Here is a 17499-nt window from a genome sequence, read left to right as displayed (position 1 = left end):
TCTACAAATCAGTATTCCTCAATTACCTTATCTTTTAGTTTTGTAAAGTTAATGGCATTACCCCTTGACTTTTTCGAGGGACTATGGAAATTAAAGGCGTTATTGCATCAAGAATTGAGGCTTTTTTAAGTATTGTTAACAAGGGATTAATACTCCTCTAGCAAGCTTATAATTCATAAAACTCCCTCAAAAGGAGCAGCCGCATCTAACCTAACTCAGGGACACGATCGGCGGCTCATCTGGTGAGAAGAGTTGGCAGTACCCAGCGACATTGTTAACGACACTGGGAACCTGGCTTCTTCAAAGAAGCAAAATGCTTGGGGAGACGATGCACCTGCGTCTAACTCTGCAAAGAGTGAAGTGCAATCTGTGTCGGAGAACCGAGAATCCCCGTACCAAAAGCCCGGGGAATGTCAGATACATTATCAGTTCTCGTTCCTTGTCTTACCGAGAGGAGAGTCTTCATGACCATTAGTCCTCCAGAGCGAGAGGTAAAAGTTAGGGTAGTAGTCGATGAGAATCCGGTTCCCACTTCCTTCGAGAAGTGGTCAAAACCAGGTCATTTCGATCGCACTCTAGCTAAAGGGCCAAAAACCACCACTTGGATTTGGAACCTCCACGCTAACGCTCACGACTTTGACAGTCATACAAGTGACTTAGAAGACGTTTCGCGCAAAATCTTTAGCGCTCACTTCGGCCACTTGGCAGTAATCTTCGTATGGTTGAGCGGCGCATATTTCCACGGCGCTAAATTTTCCAATTACGAAGCTTGGCTGACAAATCCTACAGCCATCAAGCCCAGCGCTCAAGTGGTCTGGCCGATTTTTGGTCAAGAAATTTTAAATGCAGATGTAGGCGGCGGTTTTCACGGGATTCAGATCACCTCTGGTCTGTTCCAGTGGTGGCACGCCAACGGCATCACTAACTCATACCAGCTATATTGCACTGCGATCGGCGCCTTGGTAATGGCAGCCCTGATGCTATTTGCCGGTTGGTTCCACTATCACGTCCGCGCTCCGAAACTGGAATGGTTCCAGAACGTGGAATCGATGATGAACCACCACTTGGCAGGTTTGCTCGGCTGCGGTTGTTTGGGCTACGCGGGACAGCAAATTCACGTTTCGCTGCCGATTAACGCTTGCATGGACGCGATCGATGCGGGCGCACCGCTGACAGTCGGCGGCAAGCTGATCAAAACAGTTGCTGACATCCCTCTGCCGCACGAGTGGATTTTGACACCGGGCTTGATGGCTGACATCTACCCGAGTTTCGCTAAAGGTTTAACCCCCTTCTTCACCCTCAACTGGGGCGCATACTCAGACTTCCTGACCTTCAAAGGCGGTCTGAACCCCACCACAGGCGGTCTGTGGCTGACCGATACAACGCACCACCACTTAGCTTTGGCAGTGCTGTTCATCGTCGCCGGACACTTCTACCGCACGAACTGGGGCATCGGCCACAGCTTCAAAGAAGTTCTGGAAGCTCACAAAGGCCCCTTCACAGGCGAAGGCCACAAGGGGATGTACGAAATCTTCACGCAGTCTTGGCACTGCCAACTGTCGTGGAACTTGGCCTGGATGGGCTCTTTGAGCATCATCGTGGCTCACCACATGTACGCGATGCCTCCGTATCCGTACATTGCTACGGACTACCCGACTCAGCTATCCCTGTTCACCCACCACATGTGGATTGGCGGATTCCTGATTGTTGGAGCAGCAGCTCACGCAGCAATATTCATGGTGCGGGATTACGATCCGGCCCAGCACGTTAATAACCTGCTCGACCGCGTAATCCGCCACAGAGATGCCATAATCTCTCACCTGAACTGGGTTTGCATATTCTTGGGCTTCCACAGCTTCGGTCTGTACGTTCACAACGACACGATGCGGGCTTTCGGTCGTCCTCAAGATTTGTTCTCCGATACCGGGATTCAGTTGCGTCCGATATTTGCCCAGTGGGTGCAAAACATCCACGCCTTGGCTCCGGGCACAACAGCGCCTAATGCTACGGAAATCGTCAGCCACGCTTTTGGCGGCGGTGCAGTAGTAGTCGCCGGCAAAGTAGCGATGATGCCGATCGAGTTGGGTACGGCGGACTTCTTGATCCACCACATCCACGCTTTCACCATTCACGTTACAGTCCTGATCCTCTTGAAGGGCGTGTTGTTCGCACGCAGTTCTCGTTTGGTTCCTGACAAAGGTAACTTGGGCTTCCGGTTCCCTTGCGACGGCCCCGGCCGTGGCGGCACCTGCCAAGTTTCGGGTTGGGATCACGTGTTCCTAGGCTTGTTCTGGATGTACAACTGCATCTCGATCGTGATTTTCCACTTTAGCTGGAAAATGCAGTCGGACGTGTGGGGAACAGTATCGCCAGACGGCACAATTTCTCACATCACCGGCGGTAATTTCGCACAAAGTGCGCTCACGATTAACGGCTGGCTGCGGGACTTCCTCTGGGCGCAAGCTTCTCAGGTAATTCAGTCCTACGGTTCGGCACTGTCGGCCTACGGTCTGATGTTCCTAGCTGGACACTTTGTGTTCGCCTTCAGCTTGATGTTCCTGTTCAGCGGCCGCGGCTACTGGCAAGAACTGATTGAATCCATTGTTTGGGCTCACAATAAGCTCAAGGTAGCTCCCTCGATTCAGCCTCGCGCTCTGAGCATTATTCAGGGTCGGGCTGTGGGTGTAGCTCACTACCTGTTAGGCGGAATTGTCACTACGTGGGCATTTTTCCTAGCGCGAATCATTTCGGTAGGGTAAACTACCCCTAGGTTTTGGATTCGGGATTTGGGAGGAATCTCAAACCCAGAATCCAAACTCCGAACCGAATCCCTTCAATTTTGTTCAGGATTCAGGATTAATCAAGGCTTATGGCAACGAAATTTCCAAAATTTAGCCAAGACCTTGCCCAAGACCCGACCACACGGCGGATCTGGTACGGGATTGCCACAGCACACGACTTTGAAAGCCACGATGGCATGACCGAAGAAAATCTTTACCAAAAGATTTTTGCTTCTCACTTCGGCCACCTAGCAATCATTTTCTTGTGGACTTCGGGCAGCCTGTTCCACGTAGCATGGCAAGGTAACTTTGAACAGTGGATTAAAGACCCTCTAAACGTCCGCCCGATCGCTCACGCGATTTGGGACCCGCAATTCGGCGCTCCTGCAGTAGAAGCTTTCACTCAAGGGGGCGCTTCTAACCCAGTAGACATCTCTTACTCCGGTGTCTACCATTGGTGGTTCACTCAAGGGATTCGGACCAACGCCGACCTGTATCAAGGAGCTATCTTCTTGCTACTCCTGGCGGCTGTCTTCCTGTTCGCAGGTTGGTTGCACCTCCAGCCCAAGTACCGCCCCAGCTTGTCTTGGTTCAAAAATGCTGAATCTCGCCTCAACCACCACTTGGCTGGTTTGTTCGGTGTCAGCTCTTTGGCTTGGACTGGTCACATGGTTCACGTTGCTATCCCCGAATCTCGCGGACAGCACGTAGGTTGGGACAACTTCCTGTCTACCCCGCCTCATCCGGCCGGTTTGGCTCCGTTCTTCAGTGGTAACTGGGGCGTATACGCCGAGAACCCTGATTCAGCGAGCCATGTCTTCGGTACTGCCGAAGGCGCGGGAACCGCAATTCTGACTTTCTTGGGTGGCTTCCACCCTCAAACAGAATCCCTGTGGCTGACAGACATCGCTCACCACCACTTGGCGATCGCAGTTCTGTTTATCGTTGCCGGTCATATGTACCGGACTAACTTCGGTATCGGTCACAGCATCAAAGAAATGTGCGACGCCAAAGACTTCTTTGGTAAGAAAGTTGAAGGCCCCTTCAATATGCCTCACCAAGGCATTTACGAAACCTACAACAACTCGCTGCACTTCCAATTGGGCTGGCACCTCGCCGCTTTGGGCGTCATTACCTCCCTGGTAGCACAGCATATGTACGCGATGCCTCCCTATGCTTTCATAGGTAAGGACTTCACGACTCAGGCTGCGCTTTACACGCACCACCAGTACATTGCTGGATTCATCATGGTCGGCGCTTTCGCCCACGGAGCTATCTTCTTGGTGCGGGACTACGATCCTGAATCAAACAAAGGTAACGTGCTCGATCGAGTGTTGCAGCACAAAGAAGCGATTATCTCTCACTTGAGCTGGGTGTCGCTGTTCTTGGGCTTCCACACTTTGGGACTGTACGTTCACAATGACGTTGTAGTTGCTTTCGGTACTCCTGAAAAGCAAATCTTGATTGAACCAGTGTTCGCACAGTTCATCCAAGCTGCTCACGGAAAAGCTCTCTACGGCATGGACGTGCTGTTGTCTAACCCTGACAGCATTGCTTCTACCGCTTGGCCGAACTACGGCAACGTATGGCTCCCAGGCTGGTTGGACGCGATCAACAGCGGTACTAATTCTCTGTTCTTGGCAATCGGACCTGGCGATTTCTTGGTTCACCACGCGATCGCACTAGGCTTGCACACCACCACCTTGATCTTGGTCAAAGGCGCTCTGGATGCACGCGGTTCTAAGCTGATGCCGGACAAAAAAGACTTCGGTTATTCTTTCCCTTGCGACGGCCCCGGCCGTGGCGGTACTTGCGACATCTCTGCTTGGGACGCGATGTACATGTCTGTCTTCTGGATGCTGAACACCCTAGCTTGGGTAACGTTCTACTGGCACTGGAAGCACCTGGGCATCTGGCAAGGTAACGTGGCTCAGTTCAATGAGTCTTCTACCTACCTGATGGGCTGGTTCCGCGATTACCTCTGGCTGTATTCTTCTCAGTTGATCAACGGTTACAACCCGTACGGTACTAACAACTTGTCAGTCTGGGCTTGGATGTTCTTATTCGGACACCTCGTTTGGGCAACTGGTTTCATGTTCCTGATCTCTTGGAGAGGTTACTGGCAAGAGTTGATCGAGACTTTGGTTTGGGCTCACGAGCGCACTCCTTTGGCTAACTTGGTTCGCTGGAAAGACAAGCCTGTTGCTTTGTCCATCGTCCAAGGTCGTTTGGTTGGCTTAGTTCACTTTACTGTGGGCAACGTCCTCACTTACGCGGCCTTTGTAATTGCCTCGACGGCCGGGAAATTCGGGTAACTCTGAACTCTGGTTTCTAGGTAATTAAATGAAATCCCCTGCCTTCTGGCGGGGGATTTTTTTGTATAGCAGAAAGAAGTTCGGCAACGAGTAGTGTACGGGATGTAACGGATGGATGGAATAAGATCGATGGGTCGAAGCAAAATGCAGTTCGATTAATGTTCATAGGCGGGACAATGCGAAGCGGTTGGCTGAGTCTGTCAAGCACAAATAAAAGTGCGATCGCCACTAAATTTGTTAAGTAGTCTGCTGGAACGAAGTCATGACAGAGTGGTATAAGGAAGACCTCGCATATATTCATGATATTGGGCATAGCGATTATGCTCTCAAATCTGCCCCTGGTATATTGAATATCTTGGCCCAAAACAAGCTACCAGAAGGTTTAGTCGTGGACTTGGGTTGTGGCAGCGGATTATCAGCACTAGAATTCAGAAAGGCTGGTTATCGTGTTCTGGGAGTTGATATTTCTGAGTCTTTGATTGCCATTGCCCGAAACAGAGTGCCTGATGGCGAGTTTCGAGTTGAGTCGCTGTTTAAAACTGATATCCCACCCTGTAATGCTGTCACCTCGATCGGCGAATGTTTGAATTATCTGTTTGATGCAGACAACGATCGCCAAAACCTGGTGCAATTTTTCCGTCGCATTTATCACGCCTTAACCGAGGGCGGTGTTTTCATCTTTGACATTGCAGAACCCGGACAGATTGCAGCAGGAAACACAACCAAAGGATTCACCGAAGGAAAAGATTGGATAGTTCTGGTTGAGAAGGAAGAAAATCAAGAGAATCAAACCTTAATTCGCCGCATCATTACTCTTCGTAAAGTAGGGGAAACCTACAGGCGAGATGAGGAAATACACTGTTTGCGGTTGTACAAGGCAAAAGATATTGCTGAAGCACTCGATCGCGTAGGTTTTCAAGTTCAAATCATCGGTAGTTACGGTGAGTACAACTTGCCAAAAGCTCATGCAGGATTCGTTGCACGTAAACCCATTTTAGAGGGCAACTCGATCGCATAAGTGACTTGAAGGTCGATCGGCCTTTTCACTCTACCACTCGGGCGATCGACCCTCTGCTGTGCTGGATTTAGTGTATCCGAGCATTGAGCAAGGACAAGCTGCGCTTGATGCGTCAAACTAGAGATATATAGAAGAAACCCGGTTTCTGACCTCGACGCGGCTAAGTCCCATCATAAAAACCTCATTAATACTGCCATGACAGGAATTGAACCCTTTGCTATAAGTTGTGTTAGCGGTATCGCCCTCCCCATTTTCCAGTCAGTCTTTGAAACTGGTGGCAAGTTTCTCGGTTTGATGGGCAAAAAGCTAGATGAGAAAACTAAACAGCTAATTTACAAGGCATCAGGGGAATACGAAAAACGCTACTTCAAGCGTCACGGCATTCTGAAAGTATTGGGAATGCGGGAGGCTGTGCCATTAGAATCGGTTTATACTGCTGTGCAGTTTTTGGATAAGCAAGAAAAGCGCAGTTTTGAATCAATCCAAAATTTAGAGGAAGCTTACCGCCAAGCAAAAGAGCGAAGTTTTCAGCAGCAAGACTGCCAGAAGCAAGAAGGGCTAAAAATTGCTAATGAGAAGCAATATTTGATGGTTTTAGGGCAGCCCGGGGCCGGAAAATCTACATTTTTGCGGAAAATAGGACTCGAAGCACTGAAGGGCAAAAAAGGCGGATTTGATCACGATCGCATTCCTGTTTTTATCGAACTTAAAAGCTTTACATCTAGCCAGATAGACATAGAAAAATTAATTGTTGAAGAGTTTAGCATTTGTGGCTTTCCCCCTTCCGAGCAAGTTATCGCTAAGGCATTAGAGCAGGGAAAGCTATTAATCTTGCTGGATGGATTGGATGAAGTGCCGACAGTCAACACAAATGAGGTCATTAGTAAAATTCAAAATTTTGTTGACCGCTACGATAAAAATAGCTTCATTGTCTCTTGTCGCACAGCCGCTTATAGAAACAACTTTCAACGCTTTACGGATGTAAAAATTGCAGACTTTGACGATACTCAAATTGAGCAATTCATTGGTAACTGGTTTCAGTCTGAGGTTGATAAACAAGCGGGAACGGCTCAAAAATGTTGGAAGTTATTGCAAAAGCCAGAATATGCAGCAGCTAAAGAGTTAGCCCACACGCCATTATTGCTAACTTTCCTCTGCCTCAATTATGACCGTTCGCAAAACTTTCCGAATAATCGCAGTGTTCTTTATAAAAAGGCTTTGCGGATATTGTTGGAAGAATGGGCGGCGGAAAAGCGGATTCTGCGAGATGAAATTTATCAAGGACTCAGCACGGAGTTAGAGGAGAGTTTGTTATCGGAGATTGCTTATACTGGTTTTGAGGCTAATAAGCTGTTTTTTTCGCAGCGAGAAGTGGTTGAGGAAATTAAAACTTTTTTAGCAGGCAATTTGAATGCACCGAAGCATTTAGACGGTGAGGCGGTTCTGAAAGCTATTGCAGTTCAACAGGGGATTTTGGTAGAACGAGCTGAGGATGTCTACTCGTTTTCGCATTTGACGCTTCAGGAATATCTCACGGCGCAATATATTGCTGATAATAATTTAATTGAGCAGTTAGTTACCTGCCATCTCTCTGATTATCGCTGGCCAGAAGTGTTTTTGTTGGTAGCGGGGTTGGTGCGTGCAAAAAATGGGGCTGATGACTTGCTGCTGTTAATGGAAAAAGAAGCTCAAAAGTACATTAACACGCCGAAGTTGCAAGGGCTATTGCAATGGGCAGATGCAGCGACTAAGGACTCGGAAGATGATTTTAAGCCTGTGGGTAAACGTGCTCTGGCGATCGCTATCGCCATCGGCAACGCCAACGCCAACGCCTACGCCATCGCCAACGCCAAGGTCAACGCTAACGCCTACGACATCAGCATCGGCTACGACATCGCCAACGCCAACGCCAACGCCATCGCCATCGCCAACGCCAACGCCTACGCCATCGCCATCGCCAACGCCATCGCCAAGGTTAACGGCATCGCCATCGCCTACCCCAACTCGATCGCCATCGGCAACGCCAACGCCAACGCCTACGCCATCACCATCGCCAAAGAATTTAAAAAAATCAAAATCTTCAAGGATGTCAATTGGACTGAACTGATTGCTCAACTGACAGCACTCAAAGAGCGATTTGCTGATGCTAACCAATCCGACCAAACAGACTTAGCATTTTTAGATGGCCTTTTAGATACCTGGTGTAACGCACTCCATCTCAATATAGAAATAGTCAAATTATCTCAGGAAGAAGTAAAGGTGCTGACAGATTATTTATATGCCAATTATCTGATCGTCGGATGCCAAGCAGCAGCAGTGAGAATATCAGCAAAAACCTGGGAAGAAATAGAATCGCGGATGTTGGTAGTTCCAGAGAATTCTACCCTTTGAGATTCTAGATACGGGAGTTACGCACTCCGACTCCTCGAAACCGGGTTTTTTTCCTAATCTGCTGGTTGCAACCCGTCTTTTCGTAAAAACCCGGTTTCTGGACGCCCATGTGTAATATCAATTCCGGTTGCATTGGAATGATTAAACCGCAGAGAACGCAGAGAACGCAGAGTCAGAGAACAGAGAGATGAATACAGGACGATGAAGGGCGGATTTGATATGACTGATTCAATCACGGTTTGACCTGGTTTTCCTCAGCTTCAAATCTCCCCATTGACCTGCATCTGATGCACCTTATCTGCCAACTCTTGGCGGCTTTCCTTATCGAGTGCATCAATTGCCAGCATTCCCAAGTAGACGACTTCCTTCTGGGTTAGTCTGGTCGCTAGCGCTTGTTTTTGAATGACTTCCTTGATCGCGGAACTGACGGCGATCGCAGTATTAGTTTTAGCCACGAAGAATAATCAACTATTAATAACAACTTTCCTTGATGTTACCATCCTCACTCCGATTAAGTACAATAATGTTTGACTAAGTACAGTTAATCATGCTATAGTGTAAAAAATACAAAAAAGCGATCGCCCCCGGTCTAGACAACTTAAGGGCGATCGCCTTTAAAACTTATGTAGACAGGTATCAACTGTCTAAGTTATTCACCATGATAGCAGCATTCCAGCTAAAATCAAGCACCTTCGCCTGCTCCAAAATTATCCACAAGTCCCCAGTCCTTCATCGGCTGGCAAGATTTGTCACAGAAGAAACTGTTGCACTGCTGTTCAATATCTCAGTAGACGAGATTTACCGCATCGAATGCTTTCGTTACATGGTCTACGTCCACGCTAAAGGCATCAGTCGGTTTGTCAGTTATGCGGATTTTCCGCCAATTTTAGAAGTAGAATTACCGAGAATTCAAGACTTTGGCAGATGGTACAAACGCTGGAAAGGCACAAAAGCACCTGATTTTTGGACACAGTTTTATATACATCAATTCAAATACGCTACTACTGCGGATAAACAGCTTGCATGGGGCCTCTTGGTAGCTGTAGCCAAATCCCTGTTCTCAGAAACAGCTTTGCAACAACTGCGAGATGCTTATTTATACGAAAAATATAGGCGGGAAAATTTTTGAATATGCTATCGCCCCGAACCTCATTTCACCAAAAGTGCGTGAAGCGTAGCTATCTCGTAGGGAATCGCCCTTATCCCCTCAAATCTCCCCATTCACCTGCATCAGATGCACCCGATCGGCCAATTCTTGCCAGCGATTTTCGTCTAGCTTGTCAATCGCCAGCATCCCTACATAGGTAATTTCCTTAAGTGTTAGTCGGGTTGCTAGCGCCTTTTTCTGCACAAGTTCCTTAATTATGGGGCTGACTCCAATGGCAGTACGGGCTCTCGTCACCAACTAACCGGAGATTAACCACTTCGATTAAATCTTAGGACTTTTAACCTGAGTTTTTAGCTGCGAAGCAACTTTTTAACCGCGTTTTGACAAGATGCAACACAATGTGAAGTCAATCAATCAGCAAATGCTGACTTATCTAAGAAATATTACAAACTCTACCGTAAGATGATTTGATGGTAAAGTTATCAATTGAAGTGGAGAGCGATCGCTCTTTACCCTCGCCTCTTTACGATCGCACAGAGCGAAAGACTAAGTTTAGTTGAGCTCATACTTCGGCTGTCGGCTTCTTAAGCCTATGTATCTGTAAATCACTTAGTGCTGAAGATTCAATTAACCATATTACCCTCACAATTGGAGATTTTTCAATGAAACTCAGTAAATCTTTGGCAATGTTGTTGACATTAATTTGTATCACAGTCATCGTTGTGACTACTTTCAGATTAAGCCCTAGTTTCGCTCGTTCTACGCCAGTGATGCCAGCACAAGAATCAGCAGAAAAAGTAACTACAGATCTGATTGCACAAGTTCCCGGAGGAAATTCTCTATACACTAGGCTGGGAGGCTACAACGCGATCGCAAAAGTCATTGATGATTCAACAACTTTCATATTCGCTGACGCACTAATTGGTAAATACTTTATTGGCTTGGGCACAAACTCACAACAGAGGCTGCGTCAGTTGTTAGTGGATCAATTCTGCCAAGCGGCAGGGGGGCCTTGTGTTTATACAGGGCGGACTATGAAGCTTTCCCATAGTGGAATGGATGGAGGTCTCACGAACAATGAATTTAACGCTTTTGCTAATGATGTGTCCCAAGCTCTCGATAAAAATGGGGTCAATCCACCAGAGAAATCCGAAGTCCTGGCATTTGTTAATAGTCTCAGAAGCAAGATTGTCGAAAAGTAATATGAAACGCTCCAATCTCCTCCTGCTTTCGGTGGCATTTCTGCTACTGTCAGGAATGGTAACGGCCGACGCAGCCAGTGCAAAACCGTCAGAGCCAACCACCGAGATGAAAGTTCCAGTATCCCCAATGCCGAGGCAGTCTTCTGATCGCTTTTCCATGCCTGCTATTTTTGCTCCACCTTATGCTCAATCCAACGATCGACCTTTTTGTTTTTATCAGCGCTCCGATAGCACGATAGTTGATTTGAGCAGACTGTGTGGCGCTAAGAGCACCGAAACGGGTACAAATACTAGATCGGAGAACGCTCCTGTTGAGGAGAAGAAGACCCCAATTTATTGGTAGCAAAATAAGAATTTGTTTCAGTAGACGAATTCCATAGGAGCGCCCTTGCCTTACTTCACTCGAAGTGAGATCGCCCTCATCGCCTCAAATTTCACCATTCACCTGCATCTGATGCACCTTGTCAGCCAACTCTTGCAAGCGCTTTTCGTCCAAATCGTCAATCGCCAGCATCCCGACATAGATAATTTCCTTCAGCGTTAGTCGGGTTGCTAGCGCCTTTTTCTGCACAATTTCCTTGATGATGGGGCTCACCCCGATGGCGGTACTGGCTCTAGTCATCCAATTTTAGATTTTAGATTTTAGATTTTAGATCGATCCGACAGATGAATCCGAGGCCCCGAACCAAATTGCTTGATTGTCACAAAGGTAACGGGAGATTAACAACTTGGATTAAATCTTAGCACCTTTAAGCTGAGCTTTTAGCTGCGATGCAAAATGCTTAAGCGCGTCTTGACAAGACGAAACAAAAAAGTTTATAGTAAAAACATAGAAAGGCCGATCGACTATTCCTCCAAAACTTCAACCAAATCCTCAATCATCACATCAAAAGTCCGAGCTAATTTCAGCAGCAAAGTAAAGTCAACCGTTGTCAGCCCGGGACAGCGGGCATAATGCTTGACAGTGTTGTAGACCACCCCAGAACGTTCTGAAACTTCCTTGAATGTCCAACCTTTCTCTGCGGCTAGTTCTCTGACTTTAATTCTTACTAAACCCATGCTTGACAATGGGTGCTATAACACCTTACAATAAATTCATCTAAAAAGCCGATCGCCCCCCGGCCTGGAAAACTAAAGGGCGATCGTCTGTAAAACCTAATCTGGATAGATTATTTCTTTCTATCAAAAAGTGCATTTGCCATATCCAGAAGTCTACTAACCATATCCAGAGGTGTACTAGCCATGATATCAGAAACTCCGGCAAAATCGCGGACGATCGCAGAATCGAGAATAATTCATAAATCTCCCATTCTGCATCCGCTGGCGAGATTCGTTACCGAAGAAACAGTCGCACTCCTGTTCAATATCGCAGCAGACGAGATTTACCGCATCGAATGCTGTCGTTACATGGTGTACGTTCACGCCAAAGGCATCAGTCGGTTTGTCAGCTATGCCGATTTTCCCCCGACTTTAGCAGTAAAGCCGATCGCACCTCAAGATTATGGCAGATGGTACAAACGCTGGAAAAGCAAGCAAGCACCAGCATTTTGGACGAAATTCTACACGTACAAGTTCAAAAAAGCTGTTTCAGTTGACAGATTGCTGGAGTGGGGCCAACTGGTAGCTACTGTTAAATCGGTCATTTCTGGGGCGGCGCTGCAACAGCTACGAGATGTCTATGCCCAAGAAAAAGATTTGATGGAAAAATTTTAAAGTGCGATCGACCCGACGTGCAACTGCGAGAATGGGCAAAGGAAAAATTAAAACAAATGGCTAAGTGAGAAAATGAAGGTAGAAAATGGACAATCACCATGCCTAGAAAAATTCGCGAGTTAAAAGCTCAGATTACCCGTGAGGGCTTTGTTTATTTGCCCAAACGCGGAAAAGGCAGCCATGAGAGATGGCAGCATCCTGTGATTGGCAAGACATTAACAATTCCCGGCAAAGACGGAGATGATGTGCCACGCTATTTAGAGAAGCAGTTGTCAATATTGTTAGCCGAACTCGACGAGTTAAAGGAGGAAGATTCATGAATCGATACAGTATGATCGTCCAATGGTCTGACGAGGATCAACTTTTCCTCGTGACGATTCCAGAGTTTGCCGATCGCGTTGTCATGCCCTGTACCCACGGCAAAACCCGCGAAGAAGCAATCCGACATGGCGAAGAAGTGATCGAAATGTATCTGGAAGCTTGGCAGGAAGAAGGTGAATTCATCCCCCCACCCAACATTCTTCAAATCGCTTAGAAGACTTCATCTTCAATTCCCAGCCACCATTCGCCGAGATTCATTAAATCTTTGTGAAGGTCAGTAAGTTCTGTCAGATACTCTTCAGCAGAAATCTCCGATCGCCTTTCTTGCAATTTTTTCAGCCGCAGTTGCACCAACAGCCAAGGTTTGGAAATCCCGTCCTTTGCTTCGATATATTTGGCTAGATCTTTGCTGTCCATAGTTATTGTTATTTGTTATATCATTTCCGGTTTTATCTGAGTGATTAAACCGCAGAGAACTTAGAGGAAAATCAGTGAGACAGATGAATAATTACGATGCCAACTGACTTAATATTATAGGACTTTTTCAACGGCTTAAAAAAACTCTGATTTTTCCCAGTCGGTTTCAAGCGACTTGAGATTTGAGCCAGGGGTTTAAACCCCTGGCTAACGGACTGGCGAACTTTTCAGCTAAGATGCCTCCCTTAAACATCCTTTACCTGTAATCCGAAGTCTGAATATTCTTGAGCTTCGCTGCATATTTCATGCCGTATTCAGGACGGCAGAAGCGATCGAGCTGAGCCTCAAAGAAAGCCCGATTTGCCTTCAAATGCTTTGGATTCTGGTCATCTAAGGGATACAAAAGCGCCGTCCGCAAAGCTTGAATCACCGCCGAAGTAACGCAGTACATCGATCGCTGAAATGTCACCCCAATTTGATTGAGGATATCATCTTCGCCGCGACAGCGCTGTTTGTAGAAATCCATCAAATAAGGCGGCAGGAAATGCAGCATATCTTGTGCTAGCAAAGTCGGCGGAATCCCCGCCGTACCTACCGGGAATTTGTCTGCATACAAAACTCCGTAGTGGAAGTCTTTTTGGTCGTCAGGAACTTCCCTAGCTTGAGCATTGTAAGATTTGGTGCCTCGGAACGGCGAAGTGCGATAAAATACAGCTTCAACGTAAGGTAACGCTGCTTCGTAAAGCCAAGTAAAACCCTTAGATTTTGGGATGATTTCGTACTTCTCGCCGTCGATGTAAACGTGGTGGTAAATCGGGCGTCCGGCGATCGCAAATATGCCATTTACTAGGAAATCCATCGCCTGCGGGACTGTGGTAACTTTCCCTTCGTCGTACAAGTCGGAAACCTCAAAAAACACCGGCGCCATGACTTCCCAGAATAAACCGAGATTGCTGTAATAAGACATTTGGCGGCACTGTTCTAAAAACATTTCTGGAAATGCTTTGTGAAGTGCCAGCATGAACGGGTCTTTTTTGAAGTAAGCTTTAATTGCCCGATCGGCATTAGCCTTATATTCGTCACTGTCCAAATAAGGATCGAATTGATTGGTCGGCACGTACAAGCCTCGGTGCCAAAGCATTGACCTCATGCACTCTTCGGCAAATTCCATGTTAATGCGATCGTGCCACAAATGGTGCATAAATCGAGGGAGTTTACCAGTTTCTCCCTTTTCCATGAACTCCAAAAGTTCCGGGTGAGCACTTCCAGTCCCGCGCCAGATCCGCAAATCTGCACCGTCGCCTGCATAGTGATTTTGCAAGTCTAAATACTCTTGAGGTAAAAAGTATTTAAAGAAAGGAAGCGGGTGTAAAAATACCCGTTCGGCGATGTAAAGCAAATCCCGCCAGTAGAAATCCATCGGCACTGCGTAAGCTTTCCAGATAGCGATAATTTGCATCAGATTTTCCGGCGTATCTGGAATCATCGCGCCGCCAGCTTCTAGCCTGTGAATTACTTCAGCAAATTCGTGCTTGGAAGGAGGTAGTTTAGTTGCTGGTTTATTAGGGGTTTGTACCATTGTTTTTTCCTTTGATTGAACCTAAATGTTTTGAATTCTTGCAAAAAGTGGCAATTCTTTAACTGGTTCCCCGGCTGTGCTTGGGAACCGATATCCAAGCCTGAACCGGAAAATTGGAGGCAGAGCCGGAGGATATGCGTTACCAGGCTCTGCCTGGTAACGAGTAGATGCTCTTAGTCAGCGTCGGCGGATATCGTTTCTCTAGACGTGATTTTTATCGCCGAATGTTCAAGGGGATAGCTAATAGCAACTTGGGCATTTCTGTCCGCCGGCAGAGTAGCAACGATCGCATTTGTAGTAGATTCGCTCCACTTGAGCAGCCAAGCAGGTTGAATTCCCAACACAAAAATGATGGCCGCCAAAACCAGCGCCGGCATATTTTCACCAAACGTAACTGGAGGGTAGTAAGCTGTGGCGTTATCCAACTTTCCAAAACAGGTGCGGTTGAGCAGAATAACAAAGTAAACTGCTGTTAAGCCAGAAGCTAAAATGCAGAGTAAAGTTGGAATTGGAAAGATCGAAAAACTGCCTTGAAACACTAAGAATTCGGCAATAAAACCCACCAAACCCGGAATTCCGGCGCTTGCCATGCCGCCCAAAACTAACAGGGAACTGGCAGTGGGTAAACCCCGCATCGGGTTCATCAAACCGTTGAGCACGTCCAAATCCCGCGTGCCAACTTTGTTTTCGATGATGCCTACCAAATAAAACAGCAAAGCTAAAATTAAGCCGTGGCTTACCATTTGCCCGACAGCGCCGATTAAGGCGAGTTTTGTGCCGGCGGCGCAGGCAACGAGGATGTAACCCATATGTCCGATCGAACTATAGGCTACCATGCGCTTGATGTCTTTTTGGGCGATCGCGCTCAAAGCACCGTACATCACGCTCACAGTCCCGATAATCGCTAAACCGGGAGCTACAATTGACCAAGTTTCGGGAAACAACTGCAAGCAGAACCGCACTAAACCGTAAGTTCCCAACTTCGCCAAAATCCCTCCCAGCAGAATTGCTGTTGCTGGCGAAGCTTCGACGTAAGCATCAGGCAGCCAAGTATGCAGCGGCACTAAAGGAATTTTAATTCCCAACCCAATTATCACAATTGTTAGCAGGATCAATTGCGTTCTCAAGGGCAATTCTTGAGTGGTAATCGCAGTGTAATCGAAATTTAAAGAGCCACTCAGCCAAGCAACACCCAAAAATCCCGCTAAAACTAAAAATCCCGAAACGGCCGTGTAAATCAAAAACTTCATGGCAGCGTATTCTCGCTGCTTTCCGCCCCAAATCGCAATCAACAGGTAGAAAGGAATTAATTCTACTTCGTAAAACAGTACAAACAGCAGCAAATTTTGAGACATCAAAGCTCCGGCAATACCAGCATTGATCAGCAAAATCAAAGCATAGTAAAGCTGGGGACGAGCCATCCCTTCGCCAGTACCGTAAATGACTAATAGCGTCAGCAAAGCACTTAAAACCAGCAGCGGTAAGGACAAGCCGTCAATGCCCAAGTTGTAGCTCAAACCTAATTGTGGAATCCAAGGCAAATATTCTTGAAATTGCAGTCCCGAATTGGCTGTATCGAATTGAGTCAACAGCCAAATATTCAAAAGGAAAACAGCAGCAGCAAAAGCCGAGGCTATTGAACGCAGACGCATCCCATTGATGTTTCCGGGCAAAAACCCGACTACCGCAGCGCCCAACGCGGGCAACCAGAGCAAGGCACTAAGCATAATGTGTCAAGAATGAAGAGTAAAGAATCTATTTCGCAGGATATTGTGTTTGATAGTTTGAGAGTTTAGATATTAACATTTCCCCAAACTCTCAATCCAAAGTTGCATCAAGAATCAGAAAGAACAGTGACTCTCCCCGTGTCTAAATCGTAGTATGCACCAACAACTTTCAGTTTGTTGTCCGCAATTAACTTAGAGATAACTGGAGATGCTTTCAACCTGTTAGCTTGCAGCACAACATTGGCTTTTGAGGCATTCTCTAGCCTGTCGCCCGTTTGGTTTTTCGATATTTCTACAGCAGGCTTAATTGCCTCGATCAAACTGCCAATTTGACCGGGAACTTGAGCTCCTTTGATGGTTGCCTCTACCGCACCGCACCTTTTATGCCCGACTACCACAAGCACTTTTGCTCCCAGTACCAGCGTGCCAAATTCCAGGCTGCCAATTTCTTCGGAAGTAGTAACATTTCCGGCCACGCGACACACAAATAAATCTCCCAATCCCTGATCGAAGATAATTTCGGAAGGAAAGCGGGAATCTGCACAGCCGAGAATAGCAGCAAAGGGTTTTTGAGCTATGGCAACTTCGAGGAGGCGGGGTAAGTCTTGGTGGGGACTTTGGCGTTTTTTGTCAACAAACCGCTGGTTTCCGTCCATTAACTGTTTCAGAGCTGCATCGGGAGTCAAGTCATTTTGAGCAATTACTGGTTCGGGTGCAGCCAAATCAGCGCCTGCTCGTGCTGCAAGTATCCCTGTACCAATGGCTCCTGCGACAAATTTGAGGGAATTGCGTCGGGAAAGATTGAATTTTCTGTTGTTTGAGTTCATTGATGTTGCCTTGTTGTATCTAGTTTGAAATCTTTGTTCAAGACTTCATGTTTTTAAGATTTTAGATTAAAAATGTCACCTAAAATCTTAAATATTAATTC

The 17499-nt window shown here is 46.9% G+C and carries 20 protein-coding genes; 10 read left to right on the top strand and 10 right to left on the bottom strand.

The genetic code is table 11. The features are described 5' to 3' along the window. Positions 1 to 340: 340 nt before the first annotated feature. Positions 341 to 466, bottom strand: coding sequence for a hypothetical protein (locus QUA54_RS24790; RefSeq protein WP_333416723.1), 126 nt, complete (start codon positions 464 to 466; stop codon positions 341 to 343). Here QUA54_RS24790 and psaA point away from each other — a divergent pair. From psaA to QUA54_RS24770, 4 genes are all read left to right on the top strand, one after another. Next, complete coding sequence (gene psaA, locus QUA54_RS24785; protein ID WP_333200943.1) at positions 465 to 2759, top strand: photosystem I core protein PsaA; 2295 nt, start codon at positions 465 to 467, stop codon at positions 2757 to 2759. The genes QUA54_RS24790 and psaA overlap by 2 nt on opposite strands. Before the next feature lie 110 nt (positions 2760 to 2869). Further along, positions 2870 to 5095, top strand: a complete 2226-nt coding sequence (gene psaB, locus QUA54_RS24780) for a photosystem I core protein PsaB (protein ID WP_333200941.1) — start codon at positions 2870 to 2872, stop codon at positions 5093 to 5095. 262 nt (positions 5096 to 5357) lie between these two features. Next, the gene (locus QUA54_RS24775) at positions 5358 to 6113 is read left to right on the top strand and encodes a class I SAM-dependent methyltransferase (RefSeq protein ID WP_333416722.1); all 756 of its coding nucleotides are present in this window, start codon (positions 5358 to 5360) and stop codon (positions 6111 to 6113) included. A gap of 195 nt (positions 6114 to 6308) precedes the next feature. Further along, a complete protein-coding gene (locus QUA54_RS24770) occupies positions 6309 to 8504 on the top strand; it encodes an NACHT domain-containing protein (protein WP_333416721.1) in 2196 nt (731 codons plus the stop codon). Between the two features lie 53 nt (positions 8505 to 8557). Here the strand turns inward: QUA54_RS24770 and QUA54_RS24765 are convergent, their stop codons facing one another. Beyond that, the gene (locus QUA54_RS24765; RefSeq protein WP_333416720.1) at positions 8558 to 8740 is read right to left on the bottom strand and encodes a hypothetical protein; all 183 of its coding nucleotides are present in this window, start codon (positions 8738 to 8740) and stop codon (positions 8558 to 8560) included. 24 nt (positions 8741 to 8764) lie between these two features. Continuing rightward, positions 8765 to 8959 carry a hypothetical protein gene (locus tag QUA54_RS24760; protein WP_194010318.1) on the bottom strand — a complete coding sequence of 65 codons (195 nt, stop codon included), beginning with the start codon at positions 8957 to 8959 and terminating at the stop codon, positions 8765 to 8767. 203 nt (positions 8960 to 9162) lie between these two features. Here QUA54_RS24760 and QUA54_RS24755 point away from each other — a divergent pair, with 203 nt between their 5' ends. After that, complete coding sequence (locus tag QUA54_RS24755; protein WP_333416719.1) at positions 9163 to 9633, top strand: hypothetical protein; 471 nt, start codon at positions 9163 to 9165, stop codon at positions 9631 to 9633. A 78-nt stretch (positions 9634 to 9711) separates the two neighbouring features. On the opposite strand, the gene QUA54_RS24750 is transcribed toward QUA54_RS24755, so the two are convergent. Then, on the bottom strand, positions 9712 to 9906 hold the full coding sequence (locus QUA54_RS24750) for a hypothetical protein (RefSeq protein ID WP_333416718.1): 195 nt from the start codon (positions 9904 to 9906) through the stop codon (positions 9712 to 9714). A gap of 368 nt (positions 9907 to 10274) precedes the next feature. Here QUA54_RS24750 and QUA54_RS24745 point away from each other — a divergent pair, with 368 nt between their 5' ends. Together QUA54_RS24745 and QUA54_RS24740 are read left to right on the top strand one after the other, a co-directional pair. Next, a complete protein-coding gene (locus QUA54_RS24745; RefSeq protein WP_333416717.1) occupies positions 10275 to 10814 on the top strand; it encodes a group 1 truncated hemoglobin in 540 nt (179 codons plus the stop codon). 1 nt (position 10815) lies between these two features. Next, complete coding sequence (locus QUA54_RS24740; RefSeq protein WP_333416716.1) at positions 10816 to 11157, top strand: hypothetical protein; 342 nt, start codon at positions 10816 to 10818, stop codon at positions 11155 to 11157. An 84-nt stretch (positions 11158 to 11241) separates the two neighbouring features. On the opposite strand, the gene QUA54_RS24735 is transcribed toward QUA54_RS24740, so the two are convergent. Then, entirely contained in the window at positions 11242 to 11436 is a 195-nt protein-coding gene (locus tag QUA54_RS24735) for a hypothetical protein (protein WP_172190590.1), read from the bottom strand. A 224-nt stretch (positions 11437 to 11660) separates the two neighbouring features. Further along, entirely contained in the window at positions 11661 to 11873 is a 213-nt protein-coding gene (locus QUA54_RS24730; RefSeq protein ID WP_006631306.1) for a helix-turn-helix domain-containing protein, read from the bottom strand. Positions 11874 to 12056: 183 nt separating this feature from the next. Between QUA54_RS24730 and QUA54_RS24725 the strand changes: the two genes are divergently transcribed. The 3 genes from QUA54_RS24725 (at position 12057) to QUA54_RS24715 (ending at position 13062) form a co-directional block, all read left to right on the top strand. Next, a complete protein-coding gene (locus QUA54_RS24725; protein ID WP_333416715.1) occupies positions 12057 to 12527 on the top strand; it encodes a hypothetical protein in 471 nt (156 codons plus the stop codon). 98 nt (positions 12528 to 12625) lie between these two features. Then, on the top strand, positions 12626 to 12847 hold the full coding sequence (locus QUA54_RS24720) for a type II toxin-antitoxin system HicA family toxin (protein ID WP_333416714.1): 222 nt from the start codon (positions 12626 to 12628) through the stop codon (positions 12845 to 12847). Then, positions 12844 to 13062 carry a type II toxin-antitoxin system HicB family antitoxin gene (locus QUA54_RS24715; RefSeq protein WP_333416713.1) on the top strand — a complete coding sequence of 73 codons (219 nt, stop codon included), beginning with the start codon at positions 12844 to 12846 and terminating at the stop codon, positions 13060 to 13062. The genes QUA54_RS24720 and QUA54_RS24715 overlap by 4 nt, the downstream gene beginning before the upstream one ends. On the opposite strand, the gene QUA54_RS24710 is transcribed toward QUA54_RS24715, so the two are convergent. The 4 genes from QUA54_RS24710 to QUA54_RS24695 all read right to left on the bottom strand — a co-directional run bounded on the left by QUA54_RS24710 (position 13059) and on the right by QUA54_RS24695 (position 17398). Continuing rightward, positions 13059 to 13265 carry a hypothetical protein gene (locus QUA54_RS24710; RefSeq protein WP_333416712.1) on the bottom strand — a complete coding sequence of 69 codons (207 nt, stop codon included), beginning with the start codon at positions 13263 to 13265 and terminating at the stop codon, positions 13059 to 13061. The genes QUA54_RS24715 and QUA54_RS24710 overlap by 4 nt on opposite strands. 256 nt (positions 13266 to 13521) lie before the next feature. After that, positions 13522 to 14844: a CO2 hydration protein gene (locus tag QUA54_RS24705; RefSeq protein ID WP_333416711.1), complete on the bottom strand. Its 1323-nt coding sequence runs from the start codon at positions 14842 to 14844 to the stop codon at positions 13522 to 13524. A gap of 173 nt (positions 14845 to 15017) precedes the next feature. Further along, positions 15018 to 16571, bottom strand: a complete 1554-nt coding sequence (locus QUA54_RS24700; protein ID WP_333416710.1) for an NADH-quinone oxidoreductase subunit M — start codon at positions 16569 to 16571, stop codon at positions 15018 to 15020. Positions 16572 to 16678: 107 nt separating this feature from the next. Then, the gene (locus QUA54_RS24695; protein ID WP_333416709.1) at positions 16679 to 17398 is read right to left on the bottom strand and encodes a carbonic anhydrase; all 720 of its coding nucleotides are present in this window, start codon (positions 17396 to 17398) and stop codon (positions 16679 to 16681) included. Between the last annotated feature and the right edge of the window lie 101 nt (positions 17399 to 17499).

The organism is Microcoleus sp. MOSTC5 (assembly GCF_036701825.1).
GTDB classification, from domain to species: Bacteria; Cyanobacteriota; Cyanobacteriia; order Cyanobacteriales; family Microcoleaceae; genus Microcoleus; species Microcoleus asticus.
Note: the sequence above shows the minus strand (reverse complement) of the source record. Positions and strands in the feature narration are given on the sequence as shown.

What these genes read in the sequence shown, in the direction of transcription:
- QUA54_RS24770 (WP_333416721.1), top strand. Translation starts at nt 6,309, where the DNA reads ATGACAGGAATTGAACCCTTTGCTATAAGTTGTGTTAGCGGTATCGCC.
- psaA (WP_333200943.1), top strand. Translation starts at nt 465, where the DNA reads ATGACCATTAGTCCTCCAGAGCGAGAGGTAAAAGTTAGGGTAGTAGTC.
- QUA54_RS24775 (WP_333416722.1), top strand. Translation starts at nt 5,358, where the DNA reads ATGACAGAGTGGTATAAGGAAGACCTCGCATATATTCATGATATTGGG.
- QUA54_RS24735 (WP_172190590.1), bottom strand. Translation starts at nt 11,436, where the DNA reads ATGACTAGAGCCAGTACCGCCATCGGGGTGAGCCCCATCATCAAGGAA.
- QUA54_RS24740 (WP_333416716.1), top strand. Translation starts at nt 10,816, where the DNA reads ATGAAACGCTCCAATCTCCTCCTGCTTTCGGTGGCATTTCTGCTACTG.
- QUA54_RS24695 (WP_333416709.1), bottom strand. Translation starts at nt 17,398, where the DNA reads ATGAACTCAAACAACAGAAAATTCAATCTTTCCCGACGCAATTCCCTC.
- QUA54_RS24705 (WP_333416711.1), bottom strand. Translation starts at nt 14,844, where the DNA reads ATGGTACAAACCCCTAATAAACCAGCAACTAAACTACCTCCTTCCAAG.
- QUA54_RS24745 (WP_333416717.1), top strand. Translation starts at nt 10,275, where the DNA reads ATGAAACTCAGTAAATCTTTGGCAATGTTGTTGACATTAATTTGTATC.
- psaB (WP_333200941.1), top strand. Translation starts at nt 2,870, where the DNA reads ATGGCAACGAAATTTCCAAAATTTAGCCAAGACCTTGCCCAAGACCCG.
- QUA54_RS24790 (WP_333416723.1), bottom strand. Translation starts at nt 466, where the DNA reads ATGAAGACTCTCCTCTCGGTAAGACAAGGAACGAGAACTGATAATGTA.
- QUA54_RS24715 (WP_333416713.1), top strand. Translation starts at nt 12,844, where the DNA reads ATGAATCGATACAGTATGATCGTCCAATGGTCTGACGAGGATCAACTT.
- QUA54_RS24730 (WP_006631306.1), bottom strand. Translation starts at nt 11,873, where the DNA reads ATGGGTTTAGTAAGAATTAAAGTCAGAGAACTAGCCGCAGAGAAAGGT.
- QUA54_RS24700 (WP_333416710.1), bottom strand. Translation starts at nt 16,571, where the DNA reads ATGCTTAGTGCCTTGCTCTGGTTGCCCGCGTTGGGCGCTGCGGTAGTC.
- QUA54_RS24720 (WP_333416714.1), top strand. Translation starts at nt 12,626, where the DNA reads ATGCCTAGAAAAATTCGCGAGTTAAAAGCTCAGATTACCCGTGAGGGC.
- QUA54_RS24755 (WP_333416719.1), top strand. Translation starts at nt 9,163, where the DNA reads ATGATAGCAGCATTCCAGCTAAAATCAAGCACCTTCGCCTGCTCCAAA.
- QUA54_RS24725 (WP_333416715.1), top strand. Translation starts at nt 12,057, where the DNA reads ATGATATCAGAAACTCCGGCAAAATCGCGGACGATCGCAGAATCGAGA.
- QUA54_RS24710 (WP_333416712.1), bottom strand. Translation starts at nt 13,265, where the DNA reads ATGGACAGCAAAGATCTAGCCAAATATATCGAAGCAAAGGACGGGATT.